This window comes from Amycolatopsis japonica (assembly GCF_000732925.1).
In the GTDB taxonomy this organism is placed as follows: Bacteria; Actinomycetota; Actinomycetes; order Mycobacteriales; family Pseudonocardiaceae; genus Amycolatopsis; species Amycolatopsis japonica.
The window spans coordinates 1,364,594-1,385,066 of sequence record NZ_CP008953.1 but is presented as its reverse complement, the minus strand read 5'-3'; the positions used below and the strand labels follow the sequence as shown (position 1 = coordinate 1,385,066).

18 protein-coding genes are annotated in these 20,473 nt (G+C 67.1%); 8 read left to right on the top strand and 10 right to left on the bottom strand.

The features are described 5' to 3' along the window. Window positions 1-753: a hypothetical protein gene (locus AJAP_RS06915; protein ID WP_038509085.1), complete on the bottom strand. Its 753-nt coding sequence runs from the start codon at window positions 751-753 to the stop codon at window positions 1-3. 396 nt (window positions 754-1,149) lie between these two features. Further along, window positions 1,150-1,779, bottom strand: a complete 630-nt coding sequence (locus tag AJAP_RS06910) for a hypothetical protein (RefSeq protein WP_228694995.1) — start codon at window positions 1,777-1,779, stop codon at window positions 1,150-1,152. Window positions 1,780-2,397: 618 nt separating this feature from the next. Here AJAP_RS06910 and AJAP_RS06905 point away from each other — a divergent pair. Then, on the top strand, window positions 2,398-2,673 hold the full coding sequence (locus AJAP_RS06905; protein WP_148311460.1) for a hypothetical protein: 276 nt from the start codon (window positions 2,398-2,400) through the stop codon (window positions 2,671-2,673). 90 nt (window positions 2,674-2,763) lie between these two features. On the opposite strand, the gene AJAP_RS06900 is transcribed toward AJAP_RS06905, so the two are convergent. Continuing rightward, window positions 2,764-3,192 carry a hypothetical protein gene (locus AJAP_RS06900; RefSeq protein ID WP_037341677.1) on the bottom strand — a complete coding sequence of 143 codons (429 nt, stop codon included), beginning with the start codon at window positions 3,190-3,192 and terminating at the stop codon, window positions 2,764-2,766. Window positions 3,193-3,241: 49 nt separating this feature from the next. On the opposite strand from AJAP_RS06900, the gene AJAP_RS06895 reads away from it, so the two are divergent. After that, entirely contained in the window at window positions 3,242-4,198 is a 957-nt protein-coding gene (locus AJAP_RS06895) for an ArsR/SmtB family transcription factor (protein WP_038509080.1), read from the top strand. 4 nt (window positions 4,199-4,202) lie between these two features. Here AJAP_RS06895 and AJAP_RS06890 read toward each other — a convergent pair whose 3' ends face one another. Next, window positions 4,203-4,544 carry a hypothetical protein gene (locus tag AJAP_RS06890; protein ID WP_038509079.1) on the bottom strand — a complete coding sequence of 114 codons (342 nt, stop codon included), beginning with the start codon at window positions 4,542-4,544 and terminating at the stop codon, window positions 4,203-4,205. A gap of 178 nt (window positions 4,545-4,722) precedes the next feature. Between AJAP_RS06890 and AJAP_RS06885 the strand changes: the two genes are divergently transcribed. The 4 genes from AJAP_RS06885 (at window position 4,723) to AJAP_RS06870 (ending at window position 9,963) form a co-directional block, all read left to right on the top strand. Continuing rightward, window positions 4,723-5,985, top strand: coding sequence for a DUF3100 domain-containing protein (locus tag AJAP_RS06885; protein ID WP_038509077.1), 1,263 nt, complete (start codon window positions 4,723-4,725; stop codon window positions 5,983-5,985). An 11-nt stretch (window positions 5,986-5,996) separates the two neighbouring features. Further along, window positions 5,997-6,935 carry an NAD-dependent epimerase/dehydratase family protein gene (locus AJAP_RS06880; protein ID WP_051972362.1) on the top strand — a complete coding sequence of 313 codons (939 nt, stop codon included), beginning with the start codon at window positions 5,997-5,999 and terminating at the stop codon, window positions 6,933-6,935. 329 nt (window positions 6,936-7,264) lie between these two features. Continuing rightward, window positions 7,265-7,984 (top strand): S1 family peptidase, encoded by a 720-nt coding sequence (locus AJAP_RS06875; protein WP_038509075.1) that lies wholly within the window; start codon window positions 7,265-7,267, stop codon window positions 7,982-7,984. 1,004 nt (window positions 7,985-8,988) lie between these two features. Continuing rightward, a complete protein-coding gene (locus AJAP_RS06870; protein ID WP_174492002.1) occupies window positions 8,989-9,963 on the top strand; it encodes a hypothetical protein in 975 nt (324 codons plus the stop codon). A 91-nt stretch (window positions 9,964-10,054) separates the two neighbouring features. On the opposite strand, the gene AJAP_RS06865 is transcribed toward AJAP_RS06870, so the two are convergent. The 5 genes from AJAP_RS06865 to AJAP_RS06845 form a co-directional block, all read right to left on the bottom strand. Continuing rightward, a complete protein-coding gene (locus AJAP_RS06865; RefSeq protein ID WP_037341666.1) occupies window positions 10,055-10,312 on the bottom strand; it encodes a hypothetical protein in 258 nt (85 codons plus the stop codon). A gap of 20 nt (window positions 10,313-10,332) precedes the next feature. Further along, window positions 10,333-11,223, bottom strand: coding sequence for an AurF N-oxygenase family protein (locus AJAP_RS06860; protein WP_038509073.1), 891 nt, complete (start codon window positions 11,221-11,223; stop codon window positions 10,333-10,335). Then, entirely contained in the window at window positions 11,220-12,101 is an 882-nt protein-coding gene (locus AJAP_RS06855) for a crotonase/enoyl-CoA hydratase family protein (protein ID WP_038509072.1), read from the bottom strand. The genes AJAP_RS06860 and AJAP_RS06855 overlap by 4 nt, the downstream gene beginning before the upstream one ends. Next, on the bottom strand, window positions 12,091-12,690 hold the full coding sequence (locus AJAP_RS06850; RefSeq protein ID WP_038509071.1) for a TetR/AcrR family transcriptional regulator: 600 nt from the start codon (window positions 12,688-12,690) through the stop codon (window positions 12,091-12,093). The genes AJAP_RS06855 and AJAP_RS06850 overlap by 11 nt, the downstream gene beginning before the upstream one ends. 117 nt (window positions 12,691-12,807) lie before the next feature. Next, window positions 12,808-16,374, bottom strand: coding sequence for a discoidin domain-containing protein (locus AJAP_RS06845; protein WP_038509070.1), 3,567 nt, complete (start codon window positions 16,372-16,374; stop codon window positions 12,808-12,810). A 259-nt stretch (window positions 16,375-16,633) separates the two neighbouring features. Between AJAP_RS06845 and AJAP_RS06840 the strand changes: the two genes are divergently transcribed. Continuing rightward, a complete protein-coding gene (locus tag AJAP_RS06840; protein ID WP_038509069.1) occupies window positions 16,634-18,523 on the top strand; it encodes an elongation factor G in 1,890 nt (629 codons plus the stop codon). A gap of 59 nt (window positions 18,524-18,582) precedes the next feature. After that, window positions 18,583-19,326: a GAF and ANTAR domain-containing protein gene (locus AJAP_RS06835; protein WP_038509068.1), complete on the top strand. Its 744-nt coding sequence runs from the start codon at window positions 18,583-18,585 to the stop codon at window positions 19,324-19,326. On the opposite strand, the gene AJAP_RS06830 is transcribed toward AJAP_RS06835, so the two are convergent. After that, window positions 19,323-20,462, bottom strand: coding sequence for a Gfo/Idh/MocA family protein (locus AJAP_RS06830; RefSeq protein WP_038509067.1), 1,140 nt, complete (start codon window positions 20,460-20,462; stop codon window positions 19,323-19,325). The two genes, AJAP_RS06835 and AJAP_RS06830, sit on opposite strands and share 4 nt — an antisense overlap. Window positions 20,463-20,473: the final 11 nt, after the last annotated feature.

Here is a 20,473-nt window from a genome sequence, read left to right as displayed (position 1 = left end):
TTAGTCGACCGCCCTGACAGCTGCTGCCGAACGACGAGACCCTTGTCGCATCGCGTGTATAAATGGCACGAGAATAAACGGGGCAATGAGAAGCGATGCAGCCCCGAGGCTCGGTTCCAGGTCGGCGAGAAAGTTGGGTGCCAGCCCTGCAGTACCCGTGAACAGCGCGATCATGAGCGAGCGGTCTTCGTAAGCGGCGACAAGTCCGTTCAAACGCACGTAGAGGAAGTGCGGCAACGTTCCCGTGGTCCGATCACTTCTGCGCCGCGCAGCCGCCCTTCTCGCGCGCAGGTCTTCGTCATTTTTGGGCTTCCCCAGGCACCTTCGTCGATGCCTGACCCATTCGAACTGAAGCCTGATGGCCTCAGGCGTGGCGTTCACAGAGAGGTAGTCCACCCGAAATTTTTCTGCCCTGCCAGGAATCCTGAGAACGAAGTCCCAACCGAACCATGCAAGCGCGCTCATCATCACCGCAGTCGCCACCCACGCCCACGGACTGGTAAATCCGCCCTTGAAATACGAGTAAAAGCCCCATGAGCCGCTGAGAACGAAGAAGATGATCCCACACAGGTCGGGCAGGCTGATCGACCTCGGGGCAACCTTGGGCCGGTGCCGCTGTGCCATCGAAAGCCAGAAGAGTATCCCGATCAAATATATGAACGGCACGATCAGCGATGCCATCGATGCGCTGACGATATTCGCCACCACTCCTGCGAGAAGCCACATCGTCAGCGATGCCCAGATGATCAGCACGGCCGCGATAGTTCTCAACAGTTTCTTCCGGTCATTCCGTCTACGCCGCACGAGTGGACACTGGCAGCTCATCCGCATCGTCCCTTCGATATGGCGTTACATAGTGACTCTTGCAGTGTCACGTAACGCGGGGCCAGCTGTCGACAAGATTACCAACGTGTCCACCAAGGGGGTGCCGACGTGCTGGCAGTTCCTCCTCAAGCTGCTCGACTACTACGAGGACACTCAGAACCATTCGTACATGCACCCCGAGCTGGTGCGCCAGGTGGTCATCAACTGGCCGCGTCTGGTCGTCGACGCGTTGGAGGAGCGAATCGACCCCCAAGGCTTCCCGCGGTGGCCTTGCTGGGGCAACGGTCCCACGAAGCATTGCAGGACATACCATCCCGAGCTCAGCTACGAAGCGGACTCCGAGTTCACATCCAACGGATCGCGCCATTCCGACCGGACCAGGCGCGTGAGGGATCGGGAACGCTCCGCTCCGACGCCCAAAGCCTTATGAAGCCCTTCGGCCGAGATCGGTCGCTGGCGCAACTCACGATGCCGGGCATCCATATACTTCGCCCGCTCGACCAAATCGCCGTCCAAGCCAGTGTCGACCACGTTCGACATCTCCGATTCACATTCTGCCATCGCGGTCAGCGGTACCGAATCGGCGGGAGGTTCCACACTCTGACGAAGATCGGCGAGCGCTTGCAGCAGGCCCGGACCGACTTCAGACCAGCCGATCAGCAACAGCGGCCCCACCGCGGCGAACGACGCCTTGCCGACCTCACCAGCGATCAGCGGCTCAGCCACGTTCAACGCCAGCGTCACCGCGCTCGCAAGGACAAGGAGCCGTCGCGCCGAGCGCTGCACCTCAGGAGCCGCTCCGTGCTCCGAGAGGCGGCGGATCGCCACAAGCAACGCCACCACCGTCAGGTCCACCGCGGGCGCGACCAAGGGCACGACCCACACCCGGATACCGAGCCGGAGAGCGAGTGTAAACACATTGCCGAACCCGAAGCCGACCACGGCCCCCACCATCGTGCTCACAGCCGACACAACCGGATCGCGCCTGTCCCCCACCGTCACCATCCACACCAACCGGCAACGCGGCCGCCCAAGGCGTCTGGACCAAGCGACAGAACCCGGCATTCGCGAGCCCGAGACGCGCCCGAGAGGCCCGAAACAGTCCGACACCAGGCGACACACCCCGACACAGCGACTGCCCCGCGACCAGACGAAAAGGTCTTGTCCGGCATCACTCGACACCGTCCGAAACGCCCAGGTGTCGACTCTTAACCAGCGGGTTCGGGGTTCGAGTCCCTGATGGCGCACAGTTCCAAACGAAGCCCACCAACGGTTTGCCCCGGTTTTCCGGGTACCGTCGGTGGGCTTTGTTGCTGTACGAGCCCGAGGCGGGACAGCCAGCGAGGCGCCGGCCGCGGTCTGCTCAGCCGTCCATGTCGCCCGCCGCCCTCGTCGCCGCTGAATTCGTCCCCTTCGGCGGGCGCGATGAACTCGGGGGCGAGCCGCTCGGCAGCCATGCCCGCCTTCGCGGACAAGTGGCGGCGTGAGCGGACGACAGTTCCTCAACCGCGCTTAAGCTCGCCGCGCGGCGATCACTGTCCGCGTCGAGGCGGACTCCTGAGGGGAAATGAGTTGTCCGGAGATTTCCTCGTGGCCCCGCCGGGGCGCGTTCAGCCACCGCAGATGTTGTCATGGATGCCTTCACGGGGGCTGCTCCGCGTGGTCGAGTTTGTCGCCGGCGAAGTCGCGGACGATCAACTCCCCGAAGGGCTGCACCACTTCACTGAAGGTTATTTCTTCCTTAGTATGTATACCGAATCGTACCCGGGCGACGACGAAGCCTACGACTTCGCAACAGAGTTGGTCGATCTCGTGAAGCAGGCGCAAGAGCTCGAGCCGATCAAGTGAACGACCGATGAGCGACGGCGGCTCCTTCCATGACTCAACGAGAAGGAGCCACCGTCGCCGGCCAACGGCGATACCGGTTCGGTCTAAGCCTTAGCGGTTGTACTGCCATCCGCTCCGGTAGCAGGTGTCCCAACCCGCGTCATCCACGCAGGTCACGACGCGGACCCTGCTCAGCTTGGTGCCCGAGTTGTACTTCAGGTTGCTCCAGTAGCTCGTGGTGCCGCATCCGCTCTCGTTCCAGCGGTACGGCGTCGGGTCGATGGTCCCCATGCCGAGATCGGCCTCGAAGAACACGTAGACCGGGTTGCCGTCGCATTTCGTGTCCCGCACGGCCATGTTGATGCCGGTCATGCCGCTGAACGTCCAGGTCCAGTTGGCCGAGCCGTACACCTCGCTCCCGGACGCGGTGGCCGCGCCGGTCGCGGCCGAGGCGGTGCCTGTGAAAGCCAGTGTCGCCGCCGACGCCACGGCGATCGCCGTGGCCGCCCGCCGCAGGTTCCTGCTCAGAATCCCCTTCATGTTCCCCTCCAGTGTGATAAATGAATGACGACTCCATGGGGGAGGCGTCATGCTTCGTATTCACTTCACCGACCGTGACCTGGCCCGTGTCCGCGTCGCGGCCGCACCGGATCCGCTGTGGGAAACGGTTTTGGCCATGCAGAAGCTCACGCTCGACGGCATTCCCGCCTTCGCGCGCTGGCGGCGCCGGGTGCGGGAAGGCCTGCGGGAGCGTGACGCCAGGACCGCGGTCCGGTTCCTGCAGACGATCGCGCCGCCTGCCCGGTACTTCCCGGACTTCCTCACCCCCGCCGAGTCCGCGTGCGGGCTGAAGGCGGGGCTGTCCGCCCTTCGTGGGACGCCGGCGGATCGGCTCGGGCGCGAAGTCGCGCTGATGGCGAAGCACCACCGCCTGCCCGGTTGGACACAGGGGCTGGCGGCGGGGGCGAGCGCGGCGCTCGATCAGGTCGCCGGGGCGCTCCGGATCGCCCACGACACCCTGGTCGCTCCACAATGGACGAACGTGCGGACCCAGGTCGACATCGACCGGGCCTTGCGGTCACGTCTCGCCGGAGAAAGCGGAACCCTCGGCCTTCTCGAATCGCTCCGGCCCGCTTTCCGTTGGGAGGCGCCGGTCCTGACCGTGCGCTACCCCGTCGACCGCGACCTCCGTCTCGACGGTCGCGGTATCCGGCTCGTCCCGTCCTACTTCTGCTGGGACACCCCCGTCGCCCTCGCCGACGACGACCTTCCACCGGTCCTCGTCTTCCCGGTGTCCCACGAGCACGAGCCCGCTCCCCTGCCGAAACACCTGGCCACCCTGCTCGGCCGGACCCGCGCCGCCGTCCTGTACGCGGTCGCGGGCTGCCCCACCAGCGGCGAACTCGCCGACCGGCTCGGCATTTCGGCGGCCGCGGTTTCGCGGCACACCACGGTGCTCCGCGAAGCCGGGCTCATCGCCAGCCGGCGCCACGGAGCCGTGGTGCTGCACAACCTCACGCCGATGGGTGCCGCGCTGCTGGGCTGAGCCCTCAGCGCACGATCCGCCACAGCGAGCAACTGTCGTCTCCCGCGTCGTCCTCGCAGATCCGGAAGGACGTCACGTCCGGGATCGTGGCGTTGCCGCAGCCGACCTTCGAACCATTGCTGTCGCCGATGGTCAGCTTCGTCCCGTTCTTCTGGTTGTACTCGGCGTAGACGCCGTTGCCGTCCTGCTCCTCGTCGCACACCGCGGCGGCATCGCGGACGGTGTCGTACTGCGCGTAGTCCTTTCCCTGCCAGATGGTGTAGCCGGTCGCCGCCTCCGCGGTCGAGGTCCCCAGTACCAGCGCCGAGATCATCGCGCCGCCGACGAGCATCATTTTCCGGATCATCGTTCCCCTCCCCTTGGCCCTTCACGGGCATGGGAACAGCTTGCCGCCCGCCTCGCCGGCCGGTCGAGACTCTTGCGCCAGGGCGGAAAACCGCAGACCGGGCAGGCCGTCCTGGCCAAGGAGCCACCGAGAGGCCATGATCATCGGACATGGTGGTTCCGGGAGGGGGACGACGGCCATGTCCAGACCATCGAACGCCGGGACGGCGGTCGCCATCGGGGTGACCGCGTTGTGCGCGCTGGTCACTGTGGGAACCGAGTACGCGGGCGCGCTGGAACTACGGATCGGCTCGTTCGCGCTCGTCCTGCTTCCGCTTTTCTTCGCCTTCGTGATCACGGTCGCCCTCAACCTGTCGCTGTCCTGGCGACGTCCGGAGGCGGCCGCACCGATCTGGTCCTGCGCGGGGCAACTCCTGCAACTGCTGACGGTGGTCTTCGTGGTGCGAGCCGGAGTCGTGCTCGGTACGGCGCTCCCCACGATCGTCGAGGCCGGACCGGCGATCCTCGTACAGAGCCTCGGAAAGGCAGGGACGGCGCTGCTGGCTTTCCCTGCGGCCTTACTGCTCGGCTTCGGCCGCGCGAGTATCGGCGCCACGTTCTCCATCGGCCGCGAACCCAGCATCGCCCTGGTGACCGAGCGATACGGCATCTCCGGCCCGGAGGGTTCCGGCGTTCTCGCCACTTACATCAGCGGCACGCTCTTCGGGTCCTTGTTCTTCTCCGCGCTCGCGGGCATCGGCTCGGCGATTCCGCTGTTCAGTTCCACGGCGCTGGCGATGGCCTGCGGGGTCGGCAGCGGGGGCATGACGATCTCTTGTGCGGGTTCGCTCGCGCACGGTTCCCGCGACCTGCCCCAGGACGACATCGTCGCGCTGGCGACGGCCAGTGATGTGCTGACCTACATCACCACCGTGCTGCTGGGTGCTTTCATCGTCCTTCCGGTGCTGGAAAGGCTGTACCGTTCCCCCACCGCGGTACGGAATCGGCTGGTCTCCGGGGACTCCGCCGAGCCGGCGGCGACGGTCGTGCCCTCTCGGCTGGTGACCGGTTTGGCCGTGACCGTGCTCCTGCTCGTCACCGCGGGATGGCATGCGGTGCCGGGAATGCTCTTGCTGTTGGCCCTCGCCTTCGGAGTGCGGATGCTCGGCGACCGGACCGGCCGGTTCGTGCCGACCGTGCTGTGGGCGGCGCTCGTCGGTGCCGCGCTGACCGTTCCGGGACTGCCGTGGTCGGCGACCATGGTGCGCGTCCTGTCCGCCGTCGACCTGCTGACGCTGGCGACCGCCGTGCTCAGCTGCGTCGGTCTGTGCGTGACCGTCCGGCAGTTGAGGATCCTGCGGACCCTGAGCTGGCGCGCGGTCGTCGTGACGCTTCTCGTTTTCGCCGGTTCCTTCTTCACCTCGGCTTTGCTGGCCCAGGTCGTTCTCGGGTTCACCGGATGAAAGGAAGGCCTATGAAGATCCTGGTAACAGGCGGAAGCGGCTTCATCGGACAGCACGTCGTGCGCGAACTGCTGGCACGCGGGCACGACGTCACGGTGCTGGTCCGCACGCCGTCCACGCACCTTCCCGACGCGGTGACAGTTCACCTCGGGGACCTCACCGACCTGTCCGAGGAACGACTCGAGGCGATCGTCGCCGGTCATCAGGGCATCGTCGTCGCATCGGCCGCCGCCGTCGCCGCACCGCGCGGCGCCGACATCGCCGCGTTCTTCCACGATGCCAATGTCGCACCGGTCGCCAGGTTGCTCGCCGCCGGCTGCCGTGCGCAGACCGACCGCGCCGTCATCCTCGGTAGTTTCTACGCCACCCTCCAGCGCGAACAGCCGAAACTCCGGTTGGCCGAACGCAGTCCGTACATCTCGAGCAGAATCGACCAAGCCGAGCGCGCCCGCGCCGCCGTCACCGCGGAAACCTCGGTGGCGATTCTCGAACTTCCGTACGTGGCGGGCACGACTCCGGGCAGGCAATCACCTCTCGAACCCATGCTGCGCAGCATGGCCGTCGGTGATAAGGACATCCTCGCCTACCCCGGCACCACCGCGGTCGTCACCGTCACCCAGACCGCGCGAGCGGCAGTCGCCGCATTGGAACGTCGCGCGAACGGGAACTACCCGCTCGTCACGGCGAATCTCCCTTGGGCCGATCTCTTCACGCGTCTCGCGACCGCGAGCGGCCGTTCTCCGAAACGCATCTGGAAACTGCATCGGATCGCCGTCGAACTGCTGCTCCGCTGGGCAGTGATCCGCCAACGCCGTCTAGGATTCACTCTCGGTTTCGACCCTGCGCAATGGAGCCAACTGCACGCCACCGCCATGGTCCTCGATCCGGACATCGCCCGCGCCGAACTCGGCGTCGAGCCGGACGACCTCGATAAAGCACTTCGCACATAATCTTCGAGTGCACACCTTTCGAGAATGTCCCTGATCTTTCGGACAATTCGGAGAAACCATTCCAAAGCATGGATCAATGGCCATCCGAACTCTCTGATCCAGACCGTGAACATTCCGGGCTTTCCATCGCGAAAGCCCGCCAATGGCGGAAATGGGGAGGCAGGCCGGGGTTCCGCACGCCTGGTTCCGGCCGGAACGATCCGCGACTTTCGTCTTACTACCTAGGAAGGTATTCCGGCTCTCCCGTCGTCGGAAACATTTGGGCGGCCGGCATCGCCCTTGTTCCTCCCCGACCACCAGGCGGCTCGGCCGCCCGAAGGTGAGCAACCATGCGGAAAATCGCTTCAATCGCTCTCGGGTTCCTGGCTGCGGCACTCGCGGTGTCCACGCCCGGGATCGCCCAAGCCCAAACGGATTCGGGTGTCCAGCCCTCGATCATCGGCGGGGGCACCGCCACGGAGACCTACAGTTTCATGGTCTCGCTCAACAACGGTTGCGGCGGCAGCCTCGTCGCGCCCCAATGGATCGTGACGGCCACCCACTGCGGCGGCGCGTCGCAGGGCCGGATCGGCTCGACGAACAAGTACTCCGGCGGCGAAGTCGGCAGGATCGACCGCCGCGTCAACAAGCCGGGTACCGACCTCACCCTCATGCACCTGTCCACGGCCGTCCGCGCCACTCCGGTCGCGATGGCCACGAGCAACCCGGCGCCGAACACCACCGCGCGCCTTCTCGGCTGGGGATGCACCAGCTGGCCGAGCTGCAGCACCCCGACCACACTGCGCCAGATCGATCTCCGGGTGCTTCCCAGCAGCTCCTGCTACGGCGGCGGTGGCGGCTCCGGCGACGTCTGCATCTCCGGTGACCGCGGGCATTCCGCCTGCCACGGCGATTCCGGCGGACCGGCGGTCGTCGGCACCACCGGACGCTGGACGCTGGTCGGCGAGACCCACGGCCCCGGCGACAACGGCGGCGAATGCGCCACCAGCACCCTCTACACCGGCATCGCCCAGCACCTGAGCTGGATCAGGCAGCAGACCGGCTCCTGATCACCGGGCACCGGCACGCCTCGTTCTCGAGGCGTGCCGGTTCTGCCCGCAGACAGCGGACCAGGGCACTACGTCGGACTTGAAGGTGTTACAGAGAAGGAAATACTCGACGCTTCACCCTTTACGATCGTTCACCGGGCCGATCCGCGGCCAACGTGACCGCAGGGATCGAATTTACTTCCGAATACTATTCAAGATAGCTCGCACCCGAGGCGCCCTGAAGCCTCGAAGTTCGCCGCGGCGAAGGCCTTGCCGAGACGACATCACTCAGGCAGGATTCACGATCCGGACATGGGACGGCGCAATCCGGCACTGACCAGTATTCACGCCAAGCCAAGCCACAAGTGGGACCGGACACCCATGGGCAAAAAGTGGACAAAACCTGGTCAAAAGCATGACAACACACGACATCGTCGAGCCGGTCAGCGATCCTGACTGTTGCGATCTGTCTATCGACCTAGGCGAGTCGCCGAAGGGGCCCCGGTTGCAGCCGGCGGCCCCTTCAGCCTTGCAACCATGATCTGACGCTCCGTAGTCACTCTTCCGATCATGAACACTCTGCGCAAGACTCAAGCCGTCCACGTGGCAGGGCTGCAACCTTCGCCACATGTCTGTGGATGTGCAGCCTAGGTCGATACAGAGAGGATTTCACAGAACAATGGCACCGGCACACAAGGATCGCCCCTGCACGCCCGATCCATTTCCTGGAGCTCCAGCACGCCATCTCCGCGAAGCAGTCGTCATCGTGATCCTGATCCAGGCCTTCACAGGATTCTTGATCACCCGTGGCTACACACTGGAAGTGGCTCTCGCCGCTTCAGGTGCTACTTGCTTGGCCGCAGGACAGCTCGGGCGAAGGCTCAGCAGGCTTCGCCCCGGGTGGGCAGTGTGAGCGCGGCCGCGCGGGGGCTGCTTTCGACGGTCCCTGAGTACAGCACGACAGGAGTCGACTCCCGTGCGGCCGCTCTCAGTTCGAAGATTTCCGCGTACGTGAAAATCCCGAAATGACGGTCAGCGTGGCCGATCTGAGCGGCGAGCTCAGATCGCTTCGCCGGGGCAGAGGCGTCGCCGCACCACAGCTCCGCGAACGCGCCGGGCCTGCCTTGCAAACCACATTCCGGATCTCCGAAGGCGACGATAACTCGGAGGTCAGACGCAAAATCACAGAAGGCCTGCTGACGCTAGCGAGGACGTTGCCGAACGACCTACGTCTCGCGGTGCTGGCCGCCCTCGCGATGCACGAAGAGGCTGGACATCCTTTCTATCAGGATCGAGTGAGGTGGCTGGCCCATACCTTGGATCGCGACGACCGCACCGCCCGCCGCCGCATCGATGAGGGGATGGACCAGCTTGCGGTCCTGGCCTTGGGCGGCGTTCGTTCCCCAGAGCCTGAACAGCCAGGCAGGCTCTGGCACACCGAGGAACTCCGGGTGATGGTCGCACTCGATCAACCGACACCCGAGACGTTTGAGTTTCGCCGAATCGTCGCCGACACCGACCACACTTCTGAGCTTGACCTCGCGTTGACGCTAGGCGCCCACGGGCGCGGTGGCCGCAGCAGTGGGAGTGATCTGAGGGTAGACGTGTTCTACGGTGGAGTGCTGACCGCCCGTGCCATGGAATCGAGCGAACGGGTCGGGCTCGGCCTACGTCTTCCTAGGCAGCTCTCTCGCGGCGAACGACATGAATTTGCTCTGCGGTTCCGCGCCCCCTTCAGGTACTCGCATTTCGTGTGCGTACCCCGGCATCCGGTCGACTTGTTCATCCTCCACCTCCGATTCGCCAGTCCTGCGCCGGTTCGCGTCTCGCGCCTTGAGCGTGTGTTCCAAGACGATGCCAGGGACACCGAGGTGATGGGTACGCAACTGACGCCGGACGCTTCCGGTGAGGTGCAGGCCGAGTTCCGGCATCTCACCCCGGGATTCGCTTACGGGATCCGGTGGAGTGCCACAAGCTCCACGGGAGCCCAGACCCACTAGCGGACCTCCTTGATCAGCAAGCCCGGGCCCGGCTCTGTTCGGGGTGGCGCGCTCCCACTGCGCCACCCACGTTCGATGAGCCAGCGGGATGTCAGCGCCGGGTGAGGACCCGCTTGCCCAGCCATCCGGCGTAGACGGCCAGCCCGGCGACGCCCGCCTTCCGCGTAGGTCGGGCCGCGATCGCCAGGCCGATGGCGAGTTCGGTGGCGCCGTTGCGGTAGGTCCAGTTGCGGACGTCGTCGGCGAAGGCCATCTTCGTCACGGGTTCGAAAGCGGCCGGAGCGGCGAAGTGGGCGAGCCCGGTCGCGGCGATGCCGAGGCCGAGGAGCTTGCCGGTGCGTGCGGACATGGAGTTGCCTTCCTTTTCGTTCAGTCGAGGACGCCGGCTCGGCGCCAGAGCCGTCGGCTCGGGCCGCCGATGAGGCCGATCTCGGTGAAGTAGTCGACGGCCTTGGCCGCCCACGCCGCCTTGGTCCGGCGCCAGTGCGGGTTCGCGGTGGCGGCCTGGCGGGCTTCGCGCGGGTCGAGACCGACGGAGGTGTATGCCTTGGGGTGCAACAACTCCGACGTCGCGACGTAGGCCATTCCGGCGATCGCCCAGCGGATCAGCTCGCGGCCGACGCGACCGTGACGGGCCCAGGCCCGGCCCAGTTCGTCCTTGGCGAAGCTGATGTGGCGTGCCTCTTCGATGACGTGGATGCGGGAGATCATCCGGATCATCGGCTGCAGGCTGTCGTCACGCATCATCTCGCGCTGCATGCCGTCGGCGAGTTCTTCGACGTAGATGGCGCCGGCGAACAGCAACGCCGGACCGCAGACCGCGCCGAAGATCTTGCCCGAGCGGTGCGCCGTGCGGCTCGGACGCCGGACGACACCGCCGCTCTTCTCGATCGAGCGGGCGAACATGGTGCTGTGACGGCATTCGTCGGCGATCTCGGTGAGCGCGTACTGCGCGTTGTGGGTCGTCGGGTCGCTGTTGTAGACGTGACGGACGAGGCCCTGCATGAGGATCAGCTCGAACCAGATGCCCGACGCGGCGGCGGCCGCGGCCTCCTGACGGCTCAGTTCGGCGCGCTGCCCATCGTCGAGCCGGTCCCACAATGCGGTGCCGTACAAGGAACAGCGCTCCGGCGCCTTGCCGTACGCGCCGTCGACCAACGGTGCCTGCCAGTCGACGTCGACGTCCGGGTCGTAGGAGTGTCGCGCGGAGGAGCGCTGCAGACGCTCGGCGACCCGTTCGCTTTCGGTGTTCGCGGTCATGACGACCTCCTTGGATCCGTGTGCTCCGGCAGCGGTCCGCCGCCGTCCGGGATGACCTGTCCGGAATCCCGGTAGGCCACCGCCTCGTGGAAACCATCGCGTTCGGCGAACTCGCGGAACCAGCGGCCTTCCGGGCTGTGCCGGGTGATGCCGTCGAACAGCGTCGCGAGTGTTTGGGTGCCGGAAAGGCCCATGTTGTCGTAGGCCTGATTGATCATCAGCTTCTGCATCACCAGCTGGTTCGTCGGCACACCGGCCATCCGGTCGGCCAGTTCCTCGACGGCGGCTTCGAGCCTTTCGGGTTCCACCGCCTCGAGCGCGAGTCCCCATTCCGCCGCGGTGGCGCCGTCGATGGTGTCGCCGGTGAGCAGCATCCGCTTCGCGCGTTGGGCCCCGGCGCGGTAGACCCACATCGCGGTCGTCGGGCAACCCCAGACCCGGGCGGGCGGATAGCCGAGACGCGCGTCGGTCGCCATGATCAGCACGTCGCACGACAGCGCGATGTCGCTGCCGCCGGCGATCGCGTGCCCTTGCACCTGGCAGATTGTGGGTTTCAGCGACCGCCACAGGCTGAAGAAGTCGTCGGTGTTGCGTTTCATCACCCGGTAGTCCTTGATCGGATCCCAGACCGGGCCCTGGTTCCAGCGGCCTTCGGTGTCGCCCTCGGCGAACTGCTTGAGGTCGTAACCGGCGCAGAACGACCGGCCTTCGCCGCGCACCACGATCACCCGGACGGCGTCGTCCTCGTTCGCCAGCTCCACGGCCTGCCGGATCTCGCCGGGCATGACGTCGTTGATCGCGTTGAGCCGCTCGGGGCGGTTCAGGGTCAGGTAAGCCTTCCGGTCTTGGACGCGGTACGTGAGCGTCTCAAACGCCATCGGTGCCCCCCAGCGCGCGAAGGGTGAAGGTGACCAGGTGCGGGATGGTGTCCGGTCCGCTCTCGCCGGCCAACGGGCCGACCAGCATCTCCGCGCCCGCGCCGACCAGTGCCGCGGCGGTCGCTTCCGCGTCCTGCGCAGGCAGCAGCCCCCGCTTCACGCCGTCGGCGATGTTCCTGGCGATGACCTCGCGGAACGCGCGACGGAAGACCAGGCGCTCGGCCTCCACCACGGCGTCGACCGGCTCGGCCAGCAACGCGTACGCCAGCCTCGGCGCCTTCAACGCCCGCCCGGCGAAGGTCTCGATCACGGCGACCACCCGCTCGCGGACGTCGCCTTGGGAAGCGGCGGCCTCGACGGCGTCGACCTCCCGCGAGACGACCTCGCGGAAGACCTCGACGACGAGGTCGGCCTTGGACGGGAACTGCCGGTACACGCTGCCGGTGCCCACCCCCGCCTGAGTGGCGACCGCGGCCATGGAGCAGCCCGCGTAGCCGGTCTCGGCCAGGAGTGCGATGGCCGCGGCCAGGATCTCGCCTCGCTGCGAGTCCAGTCTGGCCTGCGTCTTCGGAGTCCGTCGGTACGGCATGGCAAGGAGTGAAGCACGGATTCCGCACTTCAGCAACGGGCGGTTCCGCCGGTTGCGCGTGAAGGCCTCCTTCCCTCGGCTGAGCCGAGGGAAGGAGGCCTTCACGCGCTGGGGCACTCAGCTGCGGTTGATGGTGAACGTGCTCGTCGTGTTCCGGATGTCTTCGGCGTTGTCGCTCAGGGTGAGCCCGGAGAACGTCGCCGAACCGACAGCCGGGCCCTGACCCGGTTCCGGCAGCTCGTTGGCCCAGATCCCGATCCCGGACTTCGCGTCGAACTCGTCACCGCTGCGGTGCGCTCCGGTGATCGACACGTTCGTCAGCACCGTGTCCTCGACCGGGTTCTCCGGACGGCTTCCGGAGTACTTGGTCTGGAACATGATGCCGCTGTACGTCGGACTCTGGATGTCCACATCGGACACCCGGATCCCCCGGAACTCCTTGGAGGCGGAGAACATCCAGATCGCGGGGAACGTCTGCTGTCCCCAGAAATGTCCGCCGGTGCGGACCAGTGAGACGTTCTGGACGGTCGTCGGCTGCGGGCCGAAGCCGAGGAACGGATAGCCGAAGTCGAGCGAACTGATCGTGATCCCCGAGTACGTCAACGTGTCCGCGATGTACAGGTTCCGGAAAGTGTTGCTGTACCCGCCGTACACCGCCAGCCCGGCCGCGCGCCACGGAAGCAGCACGGTCAGATTCTCGAACACGTTGTCGTACTGGTTGCCCGCGTTGAGATCCGTGGCGGCGAACAGCGCGAAACTGTCGTCACCGGTCGAGCGGGCTTCGTTGTTGGTGACCCGGTTTCCCGTGCTGCCGTTGGTGAAGTTGACGCCGTCGGCGAACATGTCGCGGATCCGCGAGTTCTTCACCGTGGTGTTGTCCACATTGGTCGCCCACAGCAGGCACATCTGGTGCTCCACCCAGATGTCGTCGATGGTCATGTTCGTGACGTTCGTGAAGTTGAAGACCTTGCCGGGCCCGTCGATCCGGGACGTGTAGTTCCCGAACACGGCGAACCCGCCGAACGTCGAACCACTCGCGCTCGCCTGCGCGTCGAACCCGATGTCGGTGTTCTCCTGCCCGGCGGGCGCGGTGAACCTCGTGAACCACGGCCCGGCGCCCAGCACCGTGATCGGCTTGCCGTACACGGTGAGCTTGTTCGTCACCGGATACTGCCCCGGCGGCAGGAAGACGCCGGTGAGGTTCGGATCCTGGCGCGCCTTGTCCAGCGCGGCCTGCACATCCTGCTGGCTGAACCCGGCCGGGACGGCGTAGCGCGCCGGGTCGGGGTTCGCGGCCGCCGTGGCCAGCTCGAAGTTCACGAAGTCGATCGCGTAGTTCAAGCCGTTTCCGGCGTCCTTCTGCAGCTTGATCTTGTGCCCGGCGGGAACGGTGGTGCCGAGCAGCATGCTGGCCTCGTCGTAGATGTGCCGCGCGGGACCGGCTCCCGGCGAGTTCTGCGGAGAGGCTTCAGGGCCGTAAAGCCACGCGTGGCGCGAAGTCAGGTCGATGGCCTTCAGGAACGTGCCGTCGACGTAGACGCTCAGCGTCGAGTTCTGCCCGCCGCCACCCGCGGCGTCCGGCATCGAGAACCGGGTCACCAGGGTGTTCGTGGCCGCGCGGGTGGTGAATTCGACCGAGGCCCCGGTCGAATTCAGCGTCACCGCCTTGCGCCCCGACGCCTCCCCCGCGAGATCGCCGATCTTCCGGTTCGGACCGATCACGGACGCGCCGCCCGCGACCACGCCGTCTTCGGCCTCATACATGTCGTAGGGCATGTTCGCGCCACGGCCGACGAACAACGCTTGCGTGCTCGTGTTGTTGCCCTGTTTGGCGGGCAACTCGTTGGCGTCGTTCGCGACGACGGTCTTGACCGTGTACCGGCCGTTCCCGGCGGTCCAGGTGCCGACGTTCACCGGCGGCGCGGTGGCCCCGGCGGCGATCGCGCCGGAGTACGAGCCGCTGAGCGTCTTGACGACGGCGCCGTTCTGATCGGTGATCGTCACCGTGACGCCGTGGGCGCCACCCGCCGAAGCGACCGTGCCCTGGTTGCGCACCGTCGTGGAGAAGGTCACGGCGCCGCCCGCCGTCGGGTTGTTCGGCGACCAGGCGGTGGCCGCGACGAGGTCGGAGCTCTGGACCGGGCTGACGACGAGCGCCGTCGCGCCGGTGTAGGAGTTGTTGGCCTCGTCCTGCTCGACGACGGCGTTGGCCTCGTCGACCTTCGCGGTGACCTGGTGACTACCCGCTTCCCGGGTGCCGATGTCCGCCGAGACCGTCGCCGACGCTCCTGCGGCGAGTGCGCCGACCGGTGCCGTGCCGACCTTCGCCGTGCCCAGGTAGAGGTTCACGTTCGTCGCGCCCGACGCCGCGGTCCCGGCGTTGCGGACGGTCGCCGACACCGTGATCGCGTCGGTCTCCACCGGATTCGCCGGCGACCACGAAACACCCGAAACCGTGAGGTCGGGATTCGGGGCCGGGACACCGAAAACCTGGAATTCCGCGGCCTGACCGCCGGGCGCACCGGAGTTTGCGGTGATCCGCAGCCGGACGTCGGCGGCGCGGCCACTCACCGGGATCGTCACGGTGTTGCCGCTCGACGGGGTGAAGGTGTACGTCTGCGCGGACACCAGCGTGGTGAACGCGGCCGCCCCCTGGTCACGCCCTTCGACCGCGATCGTCTGCGTGCGCTGAGCCCACGCGGGATCCGGGTTGAGCTTGACCACGACACGGTCGAGGTCGGCGTTGGATCCCAGCGCCACGGTCAGCAGGTTCGGATACGCCGCACCCTCCCAATAGGTGGTCACGGAGTCGTCGTTGGCGTTGGCCGCGACGTAGGAATGCTGCACCGAAGACGCCGTGATCGGCTTGCCCAGCGCGAGATTCGTGCCGGCGCGCGTTCCCGTCCTGGTCACCGTGCCGCTGCTCGGCGACTGGTTGCCCGCCGCGTCGCGGGCCCGCACGGAATACGCGACGGTCGCGCTGTCCGGCTGGTCGTCGGTGTAGGTCAGGACGTCACCGCCGACACTGCCTCGCAGCTGCCCGTTGGCGTACACGTCGTAGCCCGCGACTCCCGTGTTGTCGGTCGAGGCCGACCACGTGAGCCGGATCTTGCCGCTCGACGGTTCGGTATAGGCGAGGTTCCCGGGCGCGGACGGCGGCTGCGTGTCCCCGCCCGCCGGGCCGTGCACTTCGAACTCCGAGAGCTGGGCCGCCGGCCAGCCGGTGTTGGCGATGATGTTCAGCCGTACGAACCGGGTGTTCCCGGTGACGTCGAGGGTGACGGTGTTGCCCGTCGCCGGGTCGAACCGGTGGCCCGCCGATGGGACGAGATCGCTGAAGCTCGCGCCGTTCCCGCTGCCCTGCACCGAGAACGTCTGCGTGCGGGCTTCCCAGCCGGAGGGCAGTTTGAGCACGAGCCGGGCGATGTTCGTGGCCGCGCCGAGATCGGCCTGGATCCATTGCGGGAACTGGTTGTTCGTGCTTTCCCAGTAGGTGGCCTGGTTCCCGTCGCCGACGTTCGAAACGGCGTAGCCGGGCAGCTGACTGCTGGCGGTGTACGTCGCGTCGGCCGCTTCGGCGGCCGCGGCAGGAGTCGCGAAAGCCGTCGGGGCTTCGCTCGCGATGACGGGTGGGGCCAGAAGAAGGGACAGGGCGGCGTACGTCAGAAGGCGCCTCGTTCTCATGACATTCCTCTGTTCCGGGAGGGGACTGAGCGGAATCTTCCTGACTCTTGTCATGTTCTTGCGCTGAAATGTTCAAGAATTACAGCCCATGGGGCGCCGCAAGTCAACGGCCGGAGCTAAATCGCGTGACCGGCCGGAAACACGCTGCTAACGTCCGGCCCGACCAGGTGCTTTCCCGGAAAGAAGGAGAACGGCGTGCGCCGAGCTGTCGAGTCCCCGAGCCGTATGGACCTTTCGACAGCCCTGGAGCCGTTCATCCATGGAGTACCTGAACCTCGGAATCCTCGCCCATGTCGACGCCGGTAAGACGAGCCTGACGGAGCGCCTGCTCCATCACACCGGCGCCATCGGTACCCTCGGCCGCGTCGACGCCGGGGACACCCGCACCGACACGATGGAGCTGGAACGCCGTCGCGGCATCACCATCCGCTCGGCCGTCGTGTCCTTCCGCGTCGGCGACCTGCGGGTCAACCTGATCGACACCCCGGGCCATCCGGACTTCATCGCCGAGGTCGAACGCGCGCTGCGCGTACTCGACGGCGTCGTCCTCGTCGTGTCCGCCGTCGAGGGCGTGCAGGCGCAGACCCGGGTGCTCATGCGCGCGCTCAAGCGGTTGCGCGTCCCCGTGCTGATCTTCGTCAACAAGATCGACCGGGCGGGCGCCCGTCACGAAGGCCTCCTCGCCGACCTCGCCGAACGCCTCGGCGTCGCCTGCGTGCCGATGTCGGAGGTCGGCGGCCTCGGCACGGCGACCGCGAAGGTCCGGCCGGTCTCGCCGTCGTCCGGACAGGTCGAGCAGCTCGCCGAGCACAGCGACGCCTTCCTCGCAGCGTATCTAGAAGACGCCGTGACGGCCGACGATTACCGGGCCGAGGTCGTCCGCCAGACCCGGCTCGGCGCGGTCTCCCCGGTCTACTTCGGCTCCGCACGCAGCGGCGAAGGGATCGCCGAACTGACTTCGGGTATCCGTGAATTCCTTGGTGGCGCTGGAAAATCCGCGCCGGACGACCGATTGCGCGCGGCGGTGTTCAAGATCGAACGCGGCCGCGCGCACGAGAAGATCGCCTATGTCCGCGTGTTCTCCGGCGAGATCGGCGCGCGGGACCACGTCCGGTTCCATCGCCCTGGCGGGGCGGTCACGGAGGAGGCGAAGGTGAGCGCGGTGCGCGTCTTCGAACTCGGCGACGAGACCGTCGAGGCCCGCGCGCGGGCCGGGCAGATCGCCAAGATCACCGGGCTCAAGGAGATCCGGATCGGCGACCTCCTCGGCGTCCCCGAAGACGACGGTGTGTCCCCACAGTTTCCGCCGCCCGCCTTGGAAACCGAGGTCGTCCCGGCTGTCCCTGCCGAGACCGCGTCGGTGTTCACCGCGCTGCAGGAGCTGGCGGAACAGGATCCGCTGATCACCGTCCGGCAGGACGACGAGACGCGGCGGATCTCGGTGCGGCTCTACGGCGAAGTGCAGAAGGAGATCATCGCGGAGACACTCGCCACACAGCACGGCCTCGACGTCGGCTTCAGCCTCACCCGGCCGGTGTGCGTCGAGCGGCCGATCGGCACCGGGCACGCGGTGTGGCTCATCACGGAGAAGCGGAATCCGTACTTCGCCACGGTCGGGCTACGGGTCGGCCCGGGCGCCCCCGGATCCGGCCTCACCTTCGGCCTCGACGTCGAACTCGGCTCCCTTCCGCTCGCGTTCCACAAGGCCATCGAGGAGACCGTCGACGCGACACTGCGGCGGGGCCCGTCCGGCCGGGAGGTGATCGACTGCATGGTGACCGTCACCCACACCGGTTACTTCAGCCCGGTCAGCGCGGCGGGCGATTTCCGCAAGGTCACTCCGTTCGTGCTGGAAGAAGCGCTGCGGGACGCGGGGACCGAGATACTCGAACCGGTCAGCCGCGTCGAGGTGGAACTGCCCGCGGACTCGGTGACCGCGACGCTCTCCAGGCTGGTCGAATGCGGCGGGCTCGTCACCGGTTCGGTGGTGCGCGGTGACCGGGCCGAACTGACGGGCGTGCTGCCGCTGGGCGAGGTCGCCCGGTTCGAGCAGCAACTGCCCGGCCTCACCCACGGTGAAGGCCTGATGGCCACCGAACCGGCGGGCCACCGGCCCCGGGTTAGCCCGAATCGGCCAATGCCCGGCTAGCCGGAACGAGTACGTTCTTGGTGGACGGCGAAATCCGCCGTCCGAGGGAAAGGGCCACGATGGATCAGTTTCGCGACACCGCTTCGGCGTTGCGGGAGCTCACGGAGTCGATGCGGCTCGACGAGCCCCGTGACGAGTTGCTGGAACGGGTGGCGAAGAAGGTGGTCGGGCTGCTGCCGGGCGCGGACGCGGCCACGGTGACGTTGTACTCCGACAACGAACCGAGCACCGTCGCCGCCACCGACGAGTCCCTGCTCCCCCTGGACAAGGCGCAGTACAGCGCGGACGAAGGCCCCTGCCTCAAGGCCGCCGAGAGCGGGACGATCGTCAGGACCCTGCTGGACGCCGACGCGGCCGAACGCTGGCCGGATTTCGCCGCCACCGCCGATCTGCTCGGCGTGCGGACCGCGCTGGCCTGCCCGTTGTTCGTCCCGGACGAGTCGCACTTCAGGCGGCGGGCGTCCGAGCCGCTGTCCGGCGCGCTCAACGTCTGGAGCTTCCAGGAGAACGCCTTCGACCCGGTGGAGGCGGCCCTGGTCGCGATGTTCACCTCGGCGATCTCGGCGATCATCCTGACCGCGTCCCGCTGGGCCGCCGCCGAACGCCAGGCGGAGACCCTGGTCGCCGCGTTGGAGACCAGGGACGCCATCGCCACCGCGAAGGGAATCGTGATGGCACGTCTGGAGCTGAACGCCGATGAGGCCTTTCGCTGGCTCACCGAGGCGTCGCAGCACACGAACCGCAAGATCCGGGAGATCTCGGTGCTGATCGCCGAGGACCCGAGCGCGGTCTTCGGGCGTTAGCCCAGCGAGATCCGGCGGCCCTCGCGCGAGGACTCGAGGCCGGCTTCCGCGAGCCTGATGCCGCGCACCCCCGCCATGAAGTCGTAGGGGTGCGGGGCGTCGTCCACGACGTGGCGGACGAACTGCTCCCACTGTGCGCGGAAACCGTTGCCGAAGTCCTCGTTGTCCGGCACTTCCTGCCACTGCGACCGATAGGACTGAGTCTCCGCGAGGTCCGGGTTCCACACCGGCTTCGGCGTGGCTTCCCTCGGCTGGATGACGCATTTGTGCAGACCGGCGACCGCGCTGCCCTTGGTGCCGTCGACCTGGAACTCCACCAGTTCGTCACGGTGGACCCGCACGCACCAGGACGAGTTGAGCTGGGCGATGACCCCGCCTTCGAGCTCGAAGATCGCGTACGCGGAGTCGTCGGCCGTGGCCGCGTACCGGTCGCCCTTCTCGTCGACGCGCTCCGGGATGTGGGTGACGGCCTTGGCGGTCACGGCGTTGACGGCGCCGAAGAGGTTCTCCAGCACGTAGTTCCAGTGGCAGAACATGTCGACGACGATGCCGCCGCCGTCTTCGGCGCGGTAGTTCCAGCTGGGGCGCTGCGCGGCCTGCCAGTCGCCCTCGAAGACCCAGTAGCCGAACTCGCCGCGCACGGAGAGGATCTGGCCGAAGAAACCGCTGTCGATCAGGCGCTTCAGCTTGAGCAGACCGGGCAGGTACAGCTTGTCGTGGACGACGCCGTTCTTGACCCCGGCCGCCTCGGCGTGCCGCGCCAGCGCGAGCGCGCCTTCGACCGATTCGGCCACCGGCTTCTCGGTGTAGATGTGCTTGCCCGCGTCGATGGCACGGACGATCGACTTCTCGCGGACCGCGGTCAGCTGCGCGTCGAAGTAGAGCGGGAGGTCGTCGTCGCCGAGCGCGGCGTCGAGGTCGGTGGTCCAGCGGGTCAGCCCGTGCCGGGTGGCGATCTCTTCGAGCTTGTCCGCGTTGCGCCCCACCAGGACCGGCTCCAGCTGGACCCGCGAACCGTCGGCCAGCTCGACCCCGCCGGCCTCCCTGATCGCCAGGACCGAGCGCACCAGGTGCTGCCGATAGCCCATCCGCCCGGTGACGCCGTTCATCACGACGCCGAGTTTCCGCGTGGTCATCCGTTCTCCTT